Raw genomic sequence first — 17,309 nt, forward strand, 5'->3', positions numbered from 1 at the left:
CACCGAGTCACGCTTCCCTGTTACTATATGCGCCATTTTCGAACTGGCGGAGAGAGTGAATGCTGGCAGTATGGGTGGAGCAGCTGCTGGGTTTTGCCTCGGGTGCCTTGGCAGTCATCCGAGAGGAAGAGCGCTATCCGGCGTTCATGGCTTGGGCGCGCGAGGAAGGCGCCGAACTGATGGGCGGCGATCTGGCCATGGCCCAGGCAATGGCGCCCATCCTGTGGAGCCAGACCCCGCTGGAGCGCGCCGGCTTCACCTGTGAGCCGCTGGCACGTCCGGGCCGCAACGAACCCTGCTGGTGCGACTCCGGGCGCAAGACCAAGCACTGCTGCGGAGCCGTCGCGATGCCGGCCGAAGTGCCGGACCACCTGATGTGGATGCTCTCGCTGCGCGACTGGAAGGGGCCCACCCTCAAGGCGGCCCTGGAGAGCGGCCACGCGCCCGCTCAGGCCCTGCTGGAAGCAGGCCTGATCGCCGCCGAAACCGGCCAGCGCGGTCGCGCCCAGCAGATCCTCGAATCGCTGTTCCAGCGCGCCGACTGGTCGCGCCTTCCGGCTCAGGCCGAGCCGGCCTTCGAGCTGCTGATCGACCTCTACCAGGAGCGCGGCTTCACTCGCAAGCGGGCCGAGCTGCTCGATGAGGTGCTCGACCGCGGCCCGCTGTTCCTGCGCGGGGTGGCGCTGGAGCGCCTGTGCCTCATGCACCTCGACAGCGACGATTTGGACAGCGCCCGCGCCGCCTTCGTGCGCGCCCAGCAGGCGCTGCCCGACTCGCCGACCCTGGCCTACATCGAAGCCATGCTGCTGCTGCACGAAGGGCACGAGCAGGAAGCCGCCGAGCGGGCCCGCTTCTGGTTCCGGCGTCTGGCCCGCAAGGGCGACCTCGAGCCCGAGCAGCTGCAGTTCCTGGCCGATCTGGCGGAGAATCCGGGCGCCACCCTCGCCGATCAGTTGCTCAACGCCGAAGAGGACCTGGCGGAGCCGCTGGCTTCGCTGCAGGCACTGCTGGCGGAGCTGCCGCCGGCCCCTGGGCTGAACATTGGCGAGACCGAGAACGGCGAACTGGAATATCGTAGCAGCGCCCGTGAAGACACCCTATTCGCTGCCTGGCAGAAGCACTTCCAGGTCGACGTGGACGACGACAGTGCCCTGGGACTCAAGGGTGACCCTTGGCTGCAGGCCGGCGACTGGCTGCGTGAACTTTGCGCGCATCCGGAGTGGCTCGATTCGCCGCGGGTGGTGCAGTCGCTCACCCTGGCCCTGACCAGTCGCTTCGGCAGTCTGCCGTGGATGTCGCCCAGCCTGTTCGAACCGCTCTCCGACCGTCTCGAGCGTTGGCTCGAGCGCATTCGCGGCGAGGGCGAGGGGCCGTTTCTTTGGGACAGCGCCGACAACGCCGTGCTGCTGCGCACTGGGCTGGCGCTGGTGGTTGGCATGGAGCGGGGGGCTCGCGAGCGTTCCCGGCGGCTGGCCGAGCGGCTATTGACGCTCGACGACCAGGACAGTCTGGGCTTGCAGGAACTGGTGCTGGATCAACTGCTGCGGGAAGGGCGCGACCGTGAGGCGCTGAGCGTGACCGAGACCCAGCGCGACGATACGCCGGTGCTGGGCCTTCTCATGGGGCGAGCTCTGGCCCTGTTCCGACTGCAGCGTATCGACGAGGCCAACGAGGCGCTGCGCGACGTGCGTCGCCACAATCCCCACGCGCTGCCGATGCTGTGTGCCGAGCAGACCCGCCCGGTGCAACTGGGCCCGGACAACGTCGCCGAGCCCGGCACCCGCGCCGAGGCGTGGCAGTACCGCACGTTGATGCGCGACCAGTGGCGTGCCACGACGGGGGCGCTGGACTGGCTGCAGAGTCAGATTGACGATTGATACTCCCGTCAGGCGGCCCGTGGCGTCGGCGGCGGTACCAGATCCTTGTCGCGGCTGATCCAGATCGCCAAGGCAATGGCGGGCAATCCCAGCGCGGTGGCAATGACGAAAAAGGTGGCGTAGCCCTCTGCCGCCACTACCAGCCCGCCGAAGCCGCTCAGGAACTTGCCCGGCAGCGTCATCAGCGAAGAGAACAGTGCGTATTGGGTCGCGGTGTAGGCACGTGAGGTCAGACTCGACAGGAAGGCGATGAACACCGCACTGGCCAGGCCATTGGCCAGGTTGTCGCCGACGATGGCCATCACCAGCATCGGCAGGCTCTGGCCGGCCAGCGCCAAGGCGGCGAACAGCAGGTTGGTCAGGGTGGCCGCCGCCGCGCCCAGCACCAGGATCGGCCCGATGCCGTAGCGCGCTACCAGCAGTCCGCCGAGAATGCCGCCGCTGATGCTCATGGCAATGCCGAACACGTTGGTCACGTTGGCGATGGTCGCCAGGGAGAAGCCCAGGTCGATATAGAGCGGATTCGCCATCGATGCCATGGCCAGGTCGCTGATGCGGAACACGGCCACGAACACCAGCAGCCACAGCGCCTTGAGGCGATGACGGGAAATGAAATCGGTGAACGGGCATATCACCGCGCCGATCAGCCACGCGCCCAGGCGGCGCAGCGCTCGCGGTTTGCCGCGGCTGGCCCGGATGAAAGCCCGAACCTTGGGTTCGTGGATCAGCTGAGTGGTGAGCGACAGCCGCTTGGGCTCCGGGCGCAGCAGCACCGTGATCACCCCCACGCCGACCAGCAGGGCCATGGCCAGGTAGGCTGCCTGCCAGGAGAGCCACGAGGCGACGTAGAGGGCGCCGGCGCCGGCGGCCAGCAGGCCGCCGCGATAGCCGATGATATAGGTGGAGGCCATGGCCGCCTGGATGTCATCCGGCGCCGACTCGATGCGAAAGGCGTCGATGGCGATGTCCTGGGTCGCCGAGCCGAAGGCGACCAGCAGGGCGAAGGCGGCCACCAGGGCCAGGTTCTGCTGTGGGTCGAGGCTCGACAGGCCGATGAGCCCACCGGCGATCATGGCCTGAGCCAGCAGCATCCAGCCGCGGCGCTGGCCGAAGGTTCGGGTCAGCACAGGCAGTGCCAGGCGGTCGACGATGGGGGCCCAGAAGAACTTGATCGAATAGAGCATGCCGATCCAGGAGAAGAAGCCGATGGCGGCCACCTGGATGCCATCGCTGCGCAGCCATGCGGAAAGGGTGGAAAAGACCAGCAGGAACGGCAGCCCGGCCGAGAAACCCAGGAACAGCATGGTGATCACGGGCGCGCGCAGGTAGATGGCCAGGGCGGCTCCCCAACTGCGCTGAGCGGTAGGGATTGTCATGCGTGGCGAAACTCCTCGATGTAACGATGGCCAGGGGGCGGCCCGGGGCTCGTAACGATGTTAGAATGACCCGCCGTTCAGCGGAGGTGGACGGTCCAGGAGGACCCATCGTCCGGCCGCTCGATTGTTGCAGAGCACCGGCATCGATGCCAGCAGGTAATTCCGATCAGGAGGCCTTCATGAGCCATAGCGAACGTCAGCCGATCGATGACACGGACGATAACTTGCCTCGGTGGTACGTCGTTCAGTGCAAGGGCGGAGAATCCTTCCGTGCCGCACAGCATCTGGCCAATCAGGGCTATGAACTGTTTCATCCCATTCTGCAGGTGCAGAAGAAACGCGGGGGCAAGCTGGTGTGGCTGGATGAGCCGTTGTTCCCTCATTACCTTTTCATTCGCCTCGATCGAATTGCCAGTAACTGGCGACCGATTCGCTCGACTCGTGGCGTGCTGCGTGTCGTCAATTTCGGCAACCATCCGCTGCCGGTCGACGACGACCTCATCGCGATGCTGCGCGAGCAGGGCTCCCAGAGCCTGGAGAATACCGTCAACGTCTATTTCCGTGCCGGCGAGAAGGTGGAGATCACCGAAGGGCCGTTCAAGGATCTGCAGGCGGTCTTTGCCAGTCACAAGGGCGATGAGCGGGCCATCGTGCTACTCAATCTGCTCAACCGGCAGCAACAGTTGGAAATGCCCGTGGCCAGCTTGCGCCCGGGCAACTGAAGCGGCTGCCGGTCTTTCCCCCGACACTACCCATCAACGCTCACAGAGCCTCAGGAGTTCACCATGAACATCGCCCCGCAGCGGGTCGTGACCCTTCACTACGTGCTGAGCGATGCGCAGGGCCAGATTCTCGACGATTCGCGGGCACGTGCCAGGCCCCTCGAGTACCTACACGGCCACGACAACATCATGGCGGGCCTCGAGCGCGAGCTCGAGGGCCACGCACCCGGCGACAGACTGAACGTGACGCTGCCGCCGCAGGACGCCTACGGTGAGCGCAATGAGGAGCTGGTGCAGTCATTCGGCCGCAGCGCCTTTCCTCAGCAGGAGCTGACGCCGGGCATGCGCTTCCAGACGCCGGGCGATGACGGCCCGCAGATCGTCACCGTGCTCGAAGTCAGCGACGACGAGGTGCTGGTCGACACCAACCACCCGCTGGCTGGCCAGACCCTGAGCTACGCGCTGGAAGTGCTGAGCGTGCGCGAGGCGAATCGCGCCGAGCTGGCCAAGGGGCACCCGCTGCCCGACGATGTTACGCCAGCCCAAGTCGAAGACCGCAAGCTTTCCTAAAGCCGAACCCACGCGAATCCCCCTCAAAAACTGACCTGCATCAATTCGTCGGGCGCCACTCGTCATGGCTGAGACGAAATTTGATGCAGGTCAGTTTTCCTCTGCCTTCAACGGGCTAGAGTGAACTCATCGCATCGAGTGACGGGGAGAAAACGACATGTACTGGGATGACGCCGTAATTTTCGGACTGGTAACCGTCGCGATGATGATCGCATTCATGGCAGGTTGGGTCGGCTTCGTGATTCGCGACCATCGTCGCAAGCGCAAGCACTGAATCAGCCTGTAGGCAAGTCGTCAGGGGAGGGGGGAGTTTTCCCCCCAGTAGCCGGCCCAATTGGGCCGGCATTTTTTCGTGTTAGACTCCAGCGAAACGATACGCCGATGGCGTGATCGATAACAGCAAGAAAAAGAACGAGGGGTCTTGATCATGTTCCAGTCTGGACGCGACGTTTACGGCCGTGCCCTGGCGGTGCTGCTCGGAGCGCTGTTGCTGTCTCCGGCCGTACAGGCCAACCCCGATTCGCTGCTGCTGCACGACGGAGAACGGGAAATCGAGCTTTCCATCGAGTCGCTGCGGGAGCGGGCCGACGTCGAATTCCATTTCTTCGAGCCTTATCTGACCGAAGAGGTGAGTATTCGAGGCTTGGTCTTCCGCGATCTTCTCGTCGAACACTTCGGCCGGGTGCCGCCCCAGCTGCACTTCGTGGCCTGGGACGACTACGATGTGACCCTGCCGGACTGGGACGACCCGAACTGGATTCTCGTCACTCACCAGGATGACGAACCTATCAGCCTTCGCCAGCGTGGCCCAGTGCGCTTGGTAGAGCGTGATTACGGCAGCCGCGATCCCGGAAATTTGCGCAATTTCAACGACTGGGTGTGGATGATCCGCAGCATCGAGGCGGTATGGTAGAACCGGAGCTACCTTGGTGGCGACATGTACGCTGGCTGTGGCTCAGCCTGATGAGCTTCGTGGCGTTGATGTTGTTGATTGCGTATCAGACGCGCTGGGTCTACCCCGAGATCCATGCCTATTTCAGCCAGTCGGGAAATCTCACCGGTCAGCAATTGGCCACGCGTGCCCGCGATTATCTGCAGCAGGGGCTCGACCTGCTTCTGTTGGAGCCTGACGATGCCGAGATCCGGCAGCAGGCCCACTTCCAGATAAAACTTGCCTACAGTCTGTTCGATATCGGTCTTTATCGACGTGAGTACGACTGCACTCCGCCAAGTCTCGACGCCATCGACGAGTTGCTCCTGCGTCTCGAGGGCGATGCGCCTGTCACGGCCACCCACCTGCGGCAGAGCGTGCTCGCGCCGATGCATTGCCTAACCCGAATCGAGATGCACCAGTTGGACCGGCGCAGTGCCGTCACGGCGGAGTTCGTCGACGAGACGCGTCGTCACCAGGGGCAGGTGCTGGCCGGGAGCCTGGTGATATTCGTGCTGGGCCTGGGTTTCTGGCTAATGCATGAGCTGCAGCGCCGCCGTGCAGCCAAATCGGCAAAAGAAAGCCTAGAGTGGATGAGTCGAGCCCTGCGAGATCCGCTCACCGGCGTGGGCAACCGCAGTGCCCTGCATGATGACGTCGTGGCCAAGCATGGGCAGCAGATGGGGCTACTGCTCGTCGATATCGATTATTTCAAACAGTACAACGATAGCCTTGGCCATCCCGATGGCGATCGGTTGCTGCGTCGTCTGGTCGAATTGATCCAGCAGACAATGGAACAGCGGGCGCGGCTGTATCGCCTGGGGGGCGACGAATTTGCCGTATTGTTCGAGTGCCAGGATGATCGCTCCTTGGATGCGAGCTGTCGCAATCTCGTCGAATCGCTGCGTGCTGCTGCCTTGCCCCATCCGTCGCATCCGCATGCCACGCATGTGACGTTCAGCGTCGGGGCGGCACGTTTCAAGGCGGACCATGCCGGTTACGAGAGAGGTTATGCTGCCGCTGACGTGGCGCTATACGAAGTCAAGAAGAAGGGGCGCGACGGCTGGCAAGTGGCGGCATTGGACAGTCGCGAGATGGCTGGCTAGGGTGGGTACTAGGCAGATTTTACATTCGACCTGACATTCTTCAGCGCCACGGAAGGAAAGGGGGCGTCGGATGATGACTCCGCATGAGGGCAGGGAAACGCCCGAACGTCACTGCGGTGCCCGCGCCGCCGACAATATCGATCGTCGCCGTTTTCTGCAGCTGGCCGGGGGCGGCAGTCTGGGGTTGCTGCTCGGTGGCTGTGGCGACACCGACGATGAGCTTCTCGCACCTGAGTTTCCCCCGTTCCATGAATGGATGGACCTCGGCCCGCTCGAGGCAAGGCGAACGTCGGTACACGGCGTCTCGCTGCATGCGCTGGTCGCTACCGAAGCCGCACCACCCGATGCGCCGCCGCTGGTGCTGATTCACGGCTCGGGGCTCTCGGGGCGTTACATGGTTCCCACCGCACGCCTGCTGGCGCAGGACTTCCCCGTCTACGTTCCCGACATTCCGGGGTACGGAGACAGCGAGAATCCCGGTGAAGTGCTCGATATCCCCCAGATGTCGGGCTGGCTGGTGGCGTGGATGGATGCCATCGGCCTCGAGCGTGCCTCCTTTCTCGGCAACTCCTTCGGTTGTCAGGTCATCGTCGATCTGGCGATGCGCTACCCCGAGCGGGTGGATCGAGTGATTTTGCAAGGGCCCACTACGCCACCCGACGAGCGCTCGACCTTCTGGCAGTTCGTTCGCTGGCGTCAGAACGAGCCCTACAATCCCGAGATGCTGGGGGAGGTGACGGCTCCCGAGTACGGCAAGGCGGGGCTGTGGCGCATGATCCGCTCCTATATATTCCAGGTCACCGATCCCGTCGAGGAGAAGGTACGCCATGTCGAGGCGCCGGCCTTGGTGGTGCGTGGCGAGCACGATCCCATCACCCATCAGGAATTCGCCGAGATGCTGGCGAGGCGTCTGCCGCGGGGTGAGCTCGAGATACTCCCGGATGTTGCCCATACCCTGGTGTTCACGGCGCCGGGGCCGTTGGCCGAGGTCACCCGGCGCTTCATGGAGGAGAACGCATGACGTTGACAGCCAGGAAGCAGATCTTGTTGGCCGAAGTGGTGCTACTGCTGGTGCCGCTCACGCTGTTGATGGCGCTGTTGGTGCCGCTCACCTACGTGGCTTACCCGATTCCGGATCTCCATGCCACGCTACTGGCGTTCGATCTGGGCATGCTGATCAAGCTGCTCGGCATTCTGGCGGCCTGGCGGCTGGCCATAGGCTTTCTGCGCTTCGGTATCGATGGCCTGCGTCGGGCGCATCTGGCCTGGTTCGTCATTCTGCTGGCCGCGGTGGCGATCGGTATCGCCAGTAGCGTGGTGGCCATCGAGCAGAACATGCTCACGTCGGTCTACCAGACCCGGGTCGGCTTCACGCTGCTGGCGCCGGCCTTGGCGTTGGCACCGCTGGCCGCTCATCTGTGGTGGGAGCGTCGGCGCGGCTCGGAGTGACGAGGGTCAGCGTGCGAGCCACCAGTTGTCGTGCCAGGCGCGCATCACCCGCTCGGGATACCAGGTCTGGCCCAGGCTGCCGTTGTAGCGGGCCAGGGCGCGGGTGAGGTCGCCGCGCTCCACGGCGAGATAGTGGGCAAGAATGGTGCAGCCGTAGCGCAGGTTCAACCATGGATCCATCAGGTCGTCGGCGGAGCGGCCCAGCTCGCGAATCCAGAATGGCATGATCTGCATCAGCCCGACGGCGCCGGCTGAGGAGACGGCTTCCGGCTGAAAGGCACTTTCCACCTGAATGACGGCCAGAACGATCTCCGGTGCCAGGCCGGCCAGGCGCGCTTCGTGATAGATACGGGTTAGCATTTCTCCACGCAGTGCCTCGTCGGGGATGAAGCGTGCGAGCTTGGGTTCCATCTGGCTCATCCAGCGACGCGCCGCCCATATCTGATCCGGCGAGGGCGGCACGGCAACCAGGGTGTCGAGAGTCTGGCGCAACGAGGGCGGAATGTCGGGCTCCACCCGCACGCGCTGGGCAGGCGGGGTCTGCAAGGCCGCGGGTAGGGCGTCGGCCAGGTTCGTTGGCTCGCTCCCACCTGGGCTGAGCCGCTCTTCACCCGTCAGTGGCGGGGCGAAAAGGCCGGCCGCGGCCAGCAGGGCCGCGGCGGCCAGTCGCCGGTCAGGCGCCGATCCGCTCGCGCAGGAACTCGACGATGCCATCGGCCGGGACCATGGTCGCTTCACTGTCACGCCGCCCCTTGTACTCCAGCTCGCCATTGTCCAGCCCGCGGTCGCCGACCACCAGGCGGTGGGGTATGCCGATCAGCTCCTGGTCGGCGAACTTCACCCCGGGACGCAGGTCGCGGTCGTCCAGCAGCACGTCGATACCGGCAGCCGTCAGCGCCTCGTAGAGCCGCTCGGACTCTTCGCGCACGCGCTGCGACTTGTGTGCGTTCATCGGTACCAGTGCCACCTGGAAGGGAGCGATGGCATTGGGCCAGATGATGCCGGCCGCGTCGTGGTTCTGCTCGATGGCGGCGGCCACCACGCGGGTCACGCCGATGCCGTAGCAGCCCATCCAGGTATGTGCCGCCTTGCCGTTGTCGTCGAGCACCGTGGCGTTCATCGCCTCGGAGTACTTCTTGCCCAACTGGAACACGTGACCGACCTCGATGCCGCGCTTGATCGAGAGCGTGCCCTTGCCGTCCGGTGAGGGGTCGCCCTCGACCACGTTGCGGATGTCGGCCACCTTGGGCAGCGCCACGTCGCGCTCCCAGTTGATGCCGAAGTAGTGCTTGCCGTCGATGTTGGCACCGGCGCCGAAGTCGCTCATCAGGGCCACGCTGCGGTCGACGATGATCGGCATGTTCAGCTTCACCGGACCCAGCGAGCCGGGACCGGCGCCCACCACGGCGCGAATCTCTTCTTCCGTGGCCATGGTCAGCGGGGCGGCCACCTCGGGCAGGTTCTCGGCCTTGATCTCGTTTAGCTCGTGGTCGCCGCGCACCAGCAGGGCAATCAGGCCACCTTCGGCGGCGCGCACCATCAGGGTCTTGATGGTCTTCTCGATGGGCAGGCCGTGCTGTTCCACCAGGGCGGCGATGGTCTTGGCGTTGGGCGTGTCGACCAGGCGCAGCGCTTCGCTCGGCGCGGCGCGCTCGGGGTTGGTGCCCAGAGGTGCGGGCAGCGCCTCGGCCTTCTCGATGTTGGCGGCGTAGTCCGATTCGGTGGAGAACGCGATGTCATCCTCGCCGGAGTCGGCCAGTACGTGGAACTCGTGGGAGTTGTCGCCACCGATGGCGCCGGTGTCGGCCAGCACCGGACGGAAATCCAGGCCCAGGCGGGTGAAGATGCGCGTGTAGGCGTCATACATCGCCTGGTAGGTCTCCTTGAGGGAGTCCTGGTCCAAGTGGAAGGAATAGGCATCCTTCATGATGAACTCGCGCGAGCGCATCACGCCGAAGCGAGGGCGGATCTCGTCGCGGAACTTGGTCTGGATCTGATAGAAGTTGGCCGGCAGCTGCTTGTAGCTGGAGAGCTCGCGGCGCATCAGGTCGGTGATCACCTCTTCGTGGGTGGGGCCGACACAGTAGTCGCGCTCATGGCGGTCCTTCAGGCGCAGCAGCTCGGGGCCGTACTGCTCCCAGCGGCCCGACTCCTGCCACAGCTCGGCGGGCTGCACCGCCGGCATCAAGACTTCCTGGGCGCCGGCGCGGTCCATTTCCTCGCGCACGATGCGTTCCACCTTACGCAGGGTGCGCAGGCCGATCGGCAGCCAGGTGTACAGGCCCGAGGTGAGGCGGCGGATCATGCCGGCACGCAGCATCAGCTGGTGGCTGATGACCTCGGCGTCGGCAGGCGTTTCCTTGAGGGTGGCAATCAACAGTTGGGTGGCGCGCATGGGTCCGGCGTTTCCTTCAGCGTGGGCTGACATGAGTCGAGATGCCGCGGCGAGCGGCGTTCGGGGCATTGTAAGGCCAACGGGGAACGGCGGCAAAAGCGTTGCTCAACCTGGCATGGCTGCTCGGGGCTTATCCGTCGACAGGGCTCCGAGGAGGCGCTGTAAACCCATCCCTGGGCGCTACTTTTGCCATCCATGGCAAAAGACCTCCTCTGCGCCCTGTCCCCGGCGCCCCTCGCTCGCGGTGGCTCAGTCTGTGTGCAGGTTACTGCAGCGACTTCAGCCAGAACACCATTGGCTTGTCGGTCTCCGTCGGCTCGCCGATGTCTTTCCAGTGGAAGGTGGTGGCGAGCTCCGGGTGGCGCTCGTAGCCCTGGGAGCGCCAGAAGCCGTGCAACGGCACATAGCCTGCCGGTTTCAGCGGGTGGTCGTCAGGGCGCTCCACGGCGCAGAAGGCGACGGTGGTAAAGCCGCGTTCGGCAGCGTGATGCTCGCGCTTGGCAAGAAAGGCCTTGCCGATGCCGCGGCCACGGTAGCTCGGCAGCAGCACCGACTCGCCGTAGTAGAACACGCTGTTCACATCGAAGCCGGCCTGCTCGAAGGGGGCGCGAAACTCCGCCACGTCCTTGGCCAGCGGCATGCCCGTGGCGGCTCCCACCAGAGCATCGCCATCCTCGGCCAGTACGAACAGGCTGTCGGGACACTCGGCGTAACGGCGCAGGTAGTCGGCCTCGTAGTCGAAGCTGCCGTCATAGAGATAGGGAAAGTCACGGAACACGGTGATGCGCAAATGAGCCAGTTCCTCCAGCCGTGGCTCGATGGCGCTGCCCTGGCAGGTATGTAATCCGATCTCGCTCATGTGGGCCTCCGTGAAAAATGTAAACGCTCGTATCAGTCGTGACTGTGGTAATCTCCCGCCATTCTCCATGGCGGCGCCCAGGGCGGCAATCGCCCTCGACGCCGGTAACCCGACTTCTGCGGAGCATCCCTTCCATGAGGATCCTGATCCGTCGTGCCCTGACCGGCCTGGTGCTTGGCGTTTCCATCACCGCCCTGGTGGGCTGCGGTACCGTCTTCCACCCCGAGCGCAAAGGCCAGATGAGTGGGCGTATCGACCCGGTGGTCGCCATCGCCAACGGCGTGGGCCTGCTGTTCTTCATCGTTCCTGGCGTGATCGCCTACGCCGTGGACTTCTCCAACGGCACCATCTACCTTCCCGGCACCCACGACACGGCCAGCGTCGATACCCTGATCATGGATGAGAACATGGACGTGCCGACCCTCGAGAAGCTGCTCTCAGAGAAGACCGGCAAGCGGGTCAGTCTCGACAGCGAGCTGCTGCGGGTCGAAGAGGTGGAAAGCCTCGACGAGGCCCTGGCGCTGGTGCGCATGGCCGGAGTGAATGACAAGGAGCGGTTGGCCACGCTGTAAGAGCAAGATCCTCCATCGATCTACCGGGTGCCCTTAGATGCTATAGCGGCACCCGGTGGGTCGAAACCACTTCTTTCAGGCCCATGAACGAGCGGATCTGGCGCACCCCGGGCAAGTAGAGTAGTTGTTCGGCGTGCAGCTTGTTGAAGCTCTGGCTATCTCGAGTTCTGACCAGCATGAAGTAGTCGAACTCGCCGGTGACGACATGGCACTCCATGCAGCCGGTGACGCGCTGCGCGGCCTCCTCGAAGGCGGCAAAGGACGCCGGCGTCGAGCGATCCAACACCACCCCTATCAACACCACCATGCCGGCATTGAGCCGTTCGGGATCGAGGTGCGCGACGATGCCGCGGATCAGGCCTTCCCGTTTTAGCCGTTCGACGCGCCGCAGGCAGGCGGGTGGGCTGAGATTGACCTCGGCCGCCAGCGCCACGTTGGAGATCGAGGCGTCCTGCTGCAGCCGCCTGAGAATACGCTTGTCGATGCGATCCAGCTCGGCGGCAGTCGCGGAAGCGGAGTGAGTGGTCGTGTCGCGCAATTTTATTTCCTTCTCATGTCTATATACGGACTTATATTCGCAAGAAGCGAGAAAAAGCCTTCTTTGGTTTTAATAATCGACCCTATTTTGCAACCAGGCAACTCTTTCTGACGAGTAGTATGAAAAAAGGTCAAGCTCCGGTGGCCGAGCGGACCGACCATTGCCATTTGCTTCGTCAGCAGGAGAAACTCCATGAACTTGCAGCGCTTTCCCCGATATCCATTGACCTTCGGACCGTCACCCATCACCCCGCTGAAGCGCCTCAGCGACCATCTTGGCGGTAAGGTCGAGCTGTACGCCAAGCGTGAAGACTGCAACAGCGGCCTTGCTTTCGGCGGCAACAAGACACGCAAGCTCGAATACCTGATTCCCGAGGCTCTGGAACAGGGCTGTGACACGCTGGTTTCCATCGGCGGCATCCAGTCCAACCAGACGCGCCAGGTCGCTGCCGTGGCGGCCCATCTCGGCATGCAATGCGTGCTGGTACAGGAAGACTGGGTCAACTACTCGGACGCCGTGTACGACAGAGTCGGCAACATCGAGATGTCGCGCATCATGGGCGCCGAGGTGCGCCTCGACGAGGCGGGCTTCGACATCGGCATCCGTCCCAGTTGGGAGCAGGCGCTGGAGGACGTGCGCGAGCGCGGCGGCAAGCCTTTCCCGATTCCCGCCGGCTGTTCCGAGCATCCCTATGGCGGCCTGGGCTTCGTCGGGTTCGCTGAAGAGGTGCGCCAGCAGGAGCGGGAGCTTGGCTTCAAGTTCGACTACATCGTGGTCTGCTCGGTGACCGGCAGCACTCAGGCCGGCATGGTGGTCGGCTTCGCCGCCGACGGCCGGGCGCGGCGGGTGATCGGCATCGACGCCTCGGCCAAGCCGGAGCGCACCCGCGAACAGATCCTGCGCATTGCCCGACACACTGCCGAACTGGTCGAGCTGGAAGGGGGGATCGCCGATGAGGACGTGGTACTGGATGCCCGCTACGGCGGCCCCGAATACGGCTTGCCCAGCGAAGGCACGCTGGAGGCGATCCGTCTCTGTGCGCGCCTCGAAGGCGTGCTGACCGATCCGGTCTACGAGGGCAAGTCGATGCAGGGCATGATCGATATGGTGCGCAACGGCGAGTTCCCCGAGGGCTCCCGCGTGCTCTACGCCCACCTGGGTGGGGTGCCGGCGTTGAACGCCTACAGCTATCTGTTTCGTAACGGCTAACTGTTGCGTAACGGTTGACTATGACGTAACGACGGGGCGAGGCCATCCAGCGCTGCTGGACGATAGCGCTCCAGCAGCGCCCACAGGATGGCGGCGGTTTCCGCATCCGGCGTGCCGCGATAGTCGCTTGGGCGGAAGCGCATCTGGAAGGCCCGCAGCACGGCCCGGGTTTCACGGTCCAGCTCGCCAGTCTCTTTCAGCGGATAGCCCCATACCCTTAGCGCCTCCTGCAAGACGCTCAGCGCTGGCGGCTGCGCTTCGAAGCGCGCCTGCCAGCTTGCTACTGCATCGTCTTCTGGCCACACCCCGATACCCGCTTCGTACAGTTCGCGCCAGGGGAAGCGCGGGCCGGGGTCGATCTTGCGGGTGGGCGAGATGTCGGAGTGGGCCACCACGTCGGCGGGGTGGATGCCGTGGCGTTCGATGATGTCCCGGGACAGCGCGATCAGCGCCTCGATCTGGGCGTCGGGATAGGGCGCCCATTGGATATCCACCGACGCTTCCGGGTTCTCTTCCAGCAGGCGTTCCACCTCGGCATAGGGGCGGTCGGGCCCGAGATTGACGATCTCGATGCCGATGGAGGTGTCGTTGATGTTGATGCGCCCCCGCCAGGCGCTGGCGCCGGCATGCCAGGCGCGGCGGTTCTCGTCGACCAGTTGATAGACTAGCGGCTGGCCGCGGTGGTCCCGCGGCGGCAGAGGCAGCACGTAATGGGCGCTGACATGAGGGCCGGTGAGCACGGCCAGCGACTCGGCTTCGTCGATATCGGTGTAATGCATCACCAGATGGCGCACTCGACTGTTGTGCGAAGGAGCTACCCAGGAGTGATCCACTACATAGCCGCTGCGCCGCTCAAGCTGTTCCGGTGCGGCGCAGCCGGCCAGCCACGCGCCGGCCAGGGCGATGCTCATGATGGCTGTCCAACGCTTCGACATGCTCAGCTCCCCTGTACCGCCAGTCGTATCAACAAACCGAGCACCATGGCAGTCGAGACGCTGAGCAGAGTGCCCATCAACACGTACTCGGTCAGCTTTCGATCCTGGGCGCCGCGCAGCTCCCCGAAGCGCAGCACCGACTTGGCCGCCAGCAGGAAGCCGATGGCGGTCAACTGGTCGAGCAGCACCAGGGTCAGCACCAGCACCCGCTCGGCCATGCCGATACGGGCGCCGGCGGCAATGAGTGTGCCCGGATTATCGATCTGGGCGCTCCAGCGCTGTATCACCAGGGCGATGACGATCGACAGCGGGCGGGTGACGAGCACGTAGGCGACGGCGGTGCCGAGCACCCGTGGCGTGAACAGCCACTGCCAGAACGCCACCAGCGGCTCCCAGTGGCCCAGCCAGCTCAGCCAGACGCCTATCAACACCAGCAGATGCAGCAGCTGGTCGAGCATGAACCAGCGCAGCCGCATGGGTGACAGATAGGCCTTGCCGAGGTCGATCACGGCATGGCTCACGGCAATCGCTGCCGCGCCACTCAGCACCATGTTCCAGGAAGCGCCAGTGGCCTGAGTCAGTGTGGCCGCACTCAGCACCGTCAGGGCCAGGGCGCCATGTAGCGCCGCGTGCAGGTAGAGCTGAGCGGAGCGCACCTTGTGCATGTAACGCGCCTCGACCCAGCGGCTGGGCTGCAGGGCGAAGTCACCGAGCAGATGGACCAGCACAAGCCCCAGCAGCAGCGAGAGATCGGCGTTCATCGTGGGTCGTCCTTGAATCGTTGGCCGAGATAGCGCAGATAGTCGTCGAGCAGTGCCCAGCGCGCGGCCCGCAGTCGCTTGTGCACGCTAGGCTGGCTGATGCCGAGCCGCTTGGCCAGCGCCTGCTGGGATTCCTCGTGCCACAGGCTGAGATAGACGGTTTCGGCGGAGTAGCGCGACCAGCCGTCGAGCAGATCGTCGACAAAGCGGGTCAGCAGTGCCAGACACTCGCTGTTGGGCTCCTCGACCAGGCTGAGCGCGAGGTGGGCCGTGCCTTCGCTCATGGTATCCAGGGTCTGGCCGGAGCGCACGAATACCTCGCCGCTGGCTTCGGTGACCCGCTGCCCGGGTTGCCAGGCATCCTGGCCGATGGCAACGGCAATGCGCGCATCCCAGCGCTGGTGCTCCTCCGAATGGCGAATCAGAGCCGCACGCAGCAGCACCGCCGCGGGCATGGCGACCGTCGGGTCGGGCAGGGCGATCTGGAACCCGTCGCCACGATAGCGCTCGCTCTGCCCGCCGTAGCGCACGGTGATCGCCTCGATGGCGGTATCGAGTACCTGAAAGAGCCGCTGGGGATCGCTGGCCTTGCGGGAGTCGACCAGGTCGCCCGTGAGAACGGCAATGCGCTGCGCCATAGGCTTGCTCTACGCGTCGGTGATGTCCTGATAATAGCCCTTAAAGGCTATTTTTCAACATAATAACCAAAAAGGGCTATAGCGAGTCCATTCGCCATTGTCGTTTGCCCGGGCTGGCCGAACAGGGTGGCCAGCCATACAAAACATGTATGAATATACAGTATATGGGTGAGCCAGGCATGGGGCAAGCATCAGCGCGCCAGATCGCGCATGGCGTTTTCGAGCCCTTCCAGGGTCATGGGGTACATGCGGTCGTCGATCAGCTGACGGATCAACTGGGTGGAGTGGGTGTACTCCCAGGCTCGCGGCGGCATGGGATTGAGCCAGGCCAGACGGGGGAACTTGTCGGCCAGGCGCTTGAGCCATACGGCACCGGCCTCCTCGTTGAAGTGCTCCACGCTGCCGCCGGGGTGTGTCACCTCGTAGGGCGACATGGCGGCATCGCCGACTATCACCACCTGGTAGTCGCGGCCGTAGGTATGCAACACGTCCATGGTGGGGATGCGCTCGCTGGTGCGGCGGTAGTTGTTGCGCCAGACACCTTCGTACAAGCAGTTGTGAAAGTAGTAGTGCTCCAGATGCTTGAACTCCGAGCGGGCGGCGGAGAACAGCTCCTCGCAGACGCGGATGTGATCGTCCATGGAGCCGCCCACGTCGAGGAACAGCAGCACCTTCACCGTGTTGTGCCGCTCCGGGCGCATGCGCACGTTGAGCAGACCGGCGTCGCGGGCGGTGTCGCGAATGGTGGCGTCGACGTCGAACTCCTCGGCCGCGCCCTGGCGGGCGAACTTGCGCAGTCGGCGCAGCGCCATCTTGATGTTGCGCGTACCGAGTTCGAGGGAGTCGTCGTAGTCGCGGAAGCGGCGTTCGTCCCACACCTTCACCGCCCGGCGGTGGCGTGAGCCCTGCTGGCCGATGCGAATACCCTCGGGGTTGTAGCCATAGGCACCGAAGGGGCTAGTGCCGCCGGTGCCGATCCACTTGTTGCCGCCGGCGTGGCGCTCCTTCTGCTCTTCCAGGCGCTTCTTGAAGGTCTCGATCAGCTGCTCCAGGCCGCCCAGGGATTCGATCTGCGCCTTCTCTTCCTCGGAGAGCTGTTTTTCGAACTCGCGGCGCAGCCAGTCGTCGGGAATCAGCGCCTCGATGGCTGCATCGAGGTTTTCCAGGCCGTCGAACCAGGCCGCGAAGGCGCGATCGAAGCGGTCGAAGTGGCGCTCGTCCTTGACCATCACGGTGCGCGCGACCTGGTAGAACGCTTCCATGTCGGCGAATACCACGCCGCGCTCGACCACCGCATGCAGGTCGAGCAGTTCGCGCAGCGATACCGGCACGCCGGCGCGTTTGAGGGTTTCGAACAGGCCGATGAACATG

The 17,309-nt window shown here is 64.4% G+C and carries 19 protein-coding genes; 10 read left to right on the forward strand and 9 right to left on the reverse strand.

Annotated features, from left to right (window positions below):
- The first annotated feature begins 59 nt into the window (after positions 1-59).
- Positions 60-1,877, forward strand: coding sequence for an SEC-C domain-containing protein (locus B8115_RS12010; RefSeq protein WP_010628047.1), 1,818 nt, complete (start codon positions 60-62; stop codon positions 1,875-1,877).
- 8 nt (positions 1,878-1,885) lie between these two features.
- On the opposite strand, the gene B8115_RS12015 is transcribed toward B8115_RS12010, so the two are convergent.
- A complete protein-coding gene (locus B8115_RS12015) occupies positions 1,886-3,253 on the reverse strand; it encodes an MFS transporter (RefSeq protein WP_010628048.1) in 1,368 nt (455 codons plus the stop codon).
- A gap of 179 nt (positions 3,254-3,432) precedes the next feature.
- Between B8115_RS12015 and rfaH the strand changes: the two genes are divergently transcribed.
- The 7 genes from rfaH (at position 3,433) to B8115_RS12045 (ending at position 8,031) form a co-directional block, all read left to right on the forward strand.
- Positions 3,433-3,975, forward strand: coding sequence for a transcription/translation regulatory transformer protein RfaH (gene rfaH, locus B8115_RS12020; protein ID WP_010628049.1), 543 nt, complete (start codon positions 3,433-3,435; stop codon positions 3,973-3,975).
- A gap of 63 nt (positions 3,976-4,038) precedes the next feature.
- Positions 4,039-4,545: a peptidylprolyl isomerase gene (locus B8115_RS12025; protein WP_010628050.1), complete on the forward strand. Its 507-nt coding sequence runs from the start codon at positions 4,039-4,041 to the stop codon at positions 4,543-4,545.
- Positions 4,546-4,702: 157 nt separating this feature from the next.
- Positions 4,703-4,819, forward strand: coding sequence for a cytochrome c oxidase subunit CcoM (gene ccoM, locus B8115_RS24110; RefSeq protein ID WP_275949231.1), 117 nt, complete (start codon positions 4,703-4,705; stop codon positions 4,817-4,819).
- Between the two features lie 153 nt (positions 4,820-4,972).
- A complete protein-coding gene (locus B8115_RS23920; protein ID WP_234260531.1) occupies positions 4,973-5,458 on the forward strand; it encodes a hypothetical protein in 486 nt (161 codons plus the stop codon).
- The gene (locus B8115_RS12035; RefSeq protein WP_010628052.1) at positions 5,452-6,582 is read left to right on the forward strand and encodes a diguanylate cyclase; all 1,131 of its coding nucleotides are present in this window, start codon (positions 5,452-5,454) and stop codon (positions 6,580-6,582) included. Before B8115_RS23920 ends, B8115_RS12035 begins: the two co-directional genes overlap by 7 nt.
- 70 nt (positions 6,583-6,652) lie before the next feature.
- The gene (locus B8115_RS12040) at positions 6,653-7,603 is read left to right on the forward strand and encodes an alpha/beta fold hydrolase (RefSeq protein WP_010628053.1); all 951 of its coding nucleotides are present in this window, start codon (positions 6,653-6,655) and stop codon (positions 7,601-7,603) included.
- Positions 7,600-8,031 (forward strand): hypothetical protein, encoded by a 432-nt coding sequence (locus B8115_RS12045; RefSeq protein ID WP_010628054.1) that lies wholly within the window; start codon positions 7,600-7,602, stop codon positions 8,029-8,031. The genes B8115_RS12040 and B8115_RS12045 overlap by 4 nt, the downstream gene beginning before the upstream one ends.
- A 6-nt stretch (positions 8,032-8,037) precedes the next feature.
- On the opposite strand, the gene B8115_RS12050 is transcribed toward B8115_RS12045, so the two are convergent.
- From B8115_RS12050 to B8115_RS12060, 3 genes are all read right to left on the reverse strand, one after another.
- Positions 8,038-8,745, reverse strand: a complete 708-nt coding sequence (locus tag B8115_RS12050; RefSeq protein WP_083861829.1) for a lytic transglycosylase domain-containing protein — start codon at positions 8,743-8,745, stop codon at positions 8,038-8,040.
- Complete coding sequence (locus tag B8115_RS12055) at positions 8,705-10,426, reverse strand: proline--tRNA ligase (protein ID WP_010628056.1); 1,722 nt, start codon at positions 10,424-10,426, stop codon at positions 8,705-8,707. Before B8115_RS12055 ends, B8115_RS12050 begins: the two co-directional genes overlap by 41 nt.
- 265 nt (positions 10,427-10,691) lie before the next feature.
- Positions 10,692-11,285: a GNAT family N-acetyltransferase gene (locus tag B8115_RS12060; RefSeq protein ID WP_010628057.1), complete on the reverse strand. Its 594-nt coding sequence runs from the start codon at positions 11,283-11,285 to the stop codon at positions 10,692-10,694.
- A gap of 134 nt (positions 11,286-11,419) precedes the next feature.
- On the opposite strand from B8115_RS12060, the gene B8115_RS12065 reads away from it, so the two are divergent.
- A complete protein-coding gene (locus B8115_RS12065; RefSeq protein WP_010628058.1) occupies positions 11,420-11,857 on the forward strand; it encodes a hypothetical protein in 438 nt (145 codons plus the stop codon).
- A 40-nt stretch (positions 11,858-11,897) separates the two neighbouring features.
- On the opposite strand, the gene B8115_RS12070 is transcribed toward B8115_RS12065, so the two are convergent.
- Positions 11,898-12,395, reverse strand: coding sequence for an Lrp/AsnC family transcriptional regulator (locus tag B8115_RS12070; RefSeq protein WP_010628059.1), 498 nt, complete (start codon positions 12,393-12,395; stop codon positions 11,898-11,900).
- A 192-nt stretch (positions 12,396-12,587) separates the two neighbouring features.
- Between B8115_RS12070 and B8115_RS12080 the strand changes: the two genes are divergently transcribed.
- Complete coding sequence (locus B8115_RS12080; RefSeq protein ID WP_010628061.1) at positions 12,588-13,604, forward strand: 1-aminocyclopropane-1-carboxylate deaminase; 1,017 nt, start codon at positions 12,588-12,590, stop codon at positions 13,602-13,604.
- Here the strand turns inward: B8115_RS12080 and B8115_RS12085 are convergent.
- The 4 genes from B8115_RS12085 to B8115_RS12100 all read right to left on the reverse strand — a co-directional run bounded on the left by B8115_RS12085 (position 13,601) and on the right by B8115_RS12100 (position 17,308).
- Complete coding sequence (locus tag B8115_RS12085) at positions 13,601-14,539, reverse strand: N-acetylmuramoyl-L-alanine amidase (protein ID WP_010628062.1); 939 nt, start codon at positions 14,537-14,539, stop codon at positions 13,601-13,603. The two genes, B8115_RS12080 and B8115_RS12085, sit on opposite strands and share 4 nt — an antisense overlap.
- A 2-nt stretch (positions 14,540-14,541) precedes the next feature.
- Entirely contained in the window at positions 14,542-15,300 is a 759-nt protein-coding gene (locus tag B8115_RS12090) for a DUF3307 domain-containing protein (RefSeq protein ID WP_010628063.1), read from the reverse strand.
- The gene (locus tag B8115_RS12095; RefSeq protein ID WP_010628064.1) at positions 15,297-15,938 is read right to left on the reverse strand and encodes a hypothetical protein; all 642 of its coding nucleotides are present in this window, start codon (positions 15,936-15,938) and stop codon (positions 15,297-15,299) included. Before B8115_RS12095 ends, B8115_RS12090 begins: the two co-directional genes overlap by 4 nt.
- Before the next feature lie 191 nt (positions 15,939-16,129).
- The gene (locus B8115_RS12100; RefSeq protein ID WP_010628065.1) at positions 16,130-17,308 is read right to left on the reverse strand and encodes a VWA domain-containing protein; all 1,179 of its coding nucleotides are present in this window, start codon (positions 17,306-17,308) and stop codon (positions 16,130-16,132) included.
- Between the last annotated feature and the right edge of the window lies 1 nt (position 17,309).

This window comes from Halomonas sp. KM-1, assembly GCF_000246875.1.
GTDB classification, from domain to species: domain Bacteria; phylum Pseudomonadota; class Gammaproteobacteria; order Pseudomonadales; family Halomonadaceae; genus Halomonas; species Halomonas aerodenitrificans.

Bases quoted from the DNA above. Each gene is read 5' to 3' on its own strand.
- B8115_RS12060 (WP_010628057.1), bottom strand. From the start codon at position 11,285: ATGAGCGAGATCGGATTACATACCTGCCAGGGCAGCGCCATCGAGCCA.
- B8115_RS12065 (WP_010628058.1), top strand. From the start codon at position 11,420: ATGAGGATCCTGATCCGTCGTGCCCTGACCGGCCTGGTGCTTGGCGTT.
- B8115_RS12050 (WP_083861829.1), bottom strand. From the start codon at position 8,745: ATGGCATCGTCGAGTTCCTGCGCGAGCGGATCGGCGCCTGACCGGCGA.
- B8115_RS12035 (WP_010628052.1), top strand. From the start codon at position 5,452: ATGGTAGAACCGGAGCTACCTTGGTGGCGACATGTACGCTGGCTGTGG.
- B8115_RS12085 (WP_010628062.1), bottom strand. From the start codon at position 14,539: ATGTCGAAGCGTTGGACAGCCATCATGAGCATCGCCCTGGCCGGCGCG.
- B8115_RS12040 (WP_010628053.1), top strand. From the start codon at position 6,653: ATGATGACTCCGCATGAGGGCAGGGAAACGCCCGAACGTCACTGCGGT.
- B8115_RS12095 (WP_010628064.1), bottom strand. From the start codon at position 15,938: ATGGCGCAGCGCATTGCCGTTCTCACGGGCGACCTGGTCGACTCCCGC.
- B8115_RS12045 (WP_010628054.1), top strand. From the start codon at position 7,600: ATGACGTTGACAGCCAGGAAGCAGATCTTGTTGGCCGAAGTGGTGCTA.
- B8115_RS12080 (WP_010628061.1), top strand. From the start codon at position 12,588: ATGAACTTGCAGCGCTTTCCCCGATATCCATTGACCTTCGGACCGTCA.
- ccoM (WP_275949231.1), top strand. From the start codon at position 4,703: ATGTACTGGGATGACGCCGTAATTTTCGGACTGGTAACCGTCGCGATG.
- B8115_RS12025 (WP_010628050.1), top strand. From the start codon at position 4,039: ATGAACATCGCCCCGCAGCGGGTCGTGACCCTTCACTACGTGCTGAGC.
- B8115_RS23920 (WP_234260531.1), top strand. From the start codon at position 4,973: ATGTTCCAGTCTGGACGCGACGTTTACGGCCGTGCCCTGGCGGTGCTG.
- B8115_RS12010 (WP_010628047.1), top strand. From the start codon at position 60: ATGCTGGCAGTATGGGTGGAGCAGCTGCTGGGTTTTGCCTCGGGTGCC.
- rfaH (WP_010628049.1), top strand. From the start codon at position 3,433: ATGAGCCATAGCGAACGTCAGCCGATCGATGACACGGACGATAACTTG.
- B8115_RS12090 (WP_010628063.1), bottom strand. From the start codon at position 15,300: ATGAACGCCGATCTCTCGCTGCTGCTGGGGCTTGTGCTGGTCCATCTG.
- B8115_RS12100 (WP_010628065.1), bottom strand. From the start codon at position 17,308: ATGTTCATCGGCCTGTTCGAAACCCTCAAACGCGCCGGCGTGCCGGTA.
- B8115_RS12015 (WP_010628048.1), bottom strand. From the start codon at position 3,253: ATGACAATCCCTACCGCTCAGCGCAGTTGGGGAGCCGCCCTGGCCATC.
- B8115_RS12055 (WP_010628056.1), bottom strand. From the start codon at position 10,426: ATGCGCGCCACCCAACTGTTGATTGCCACCCTCAAGGAAACGCCTGCC.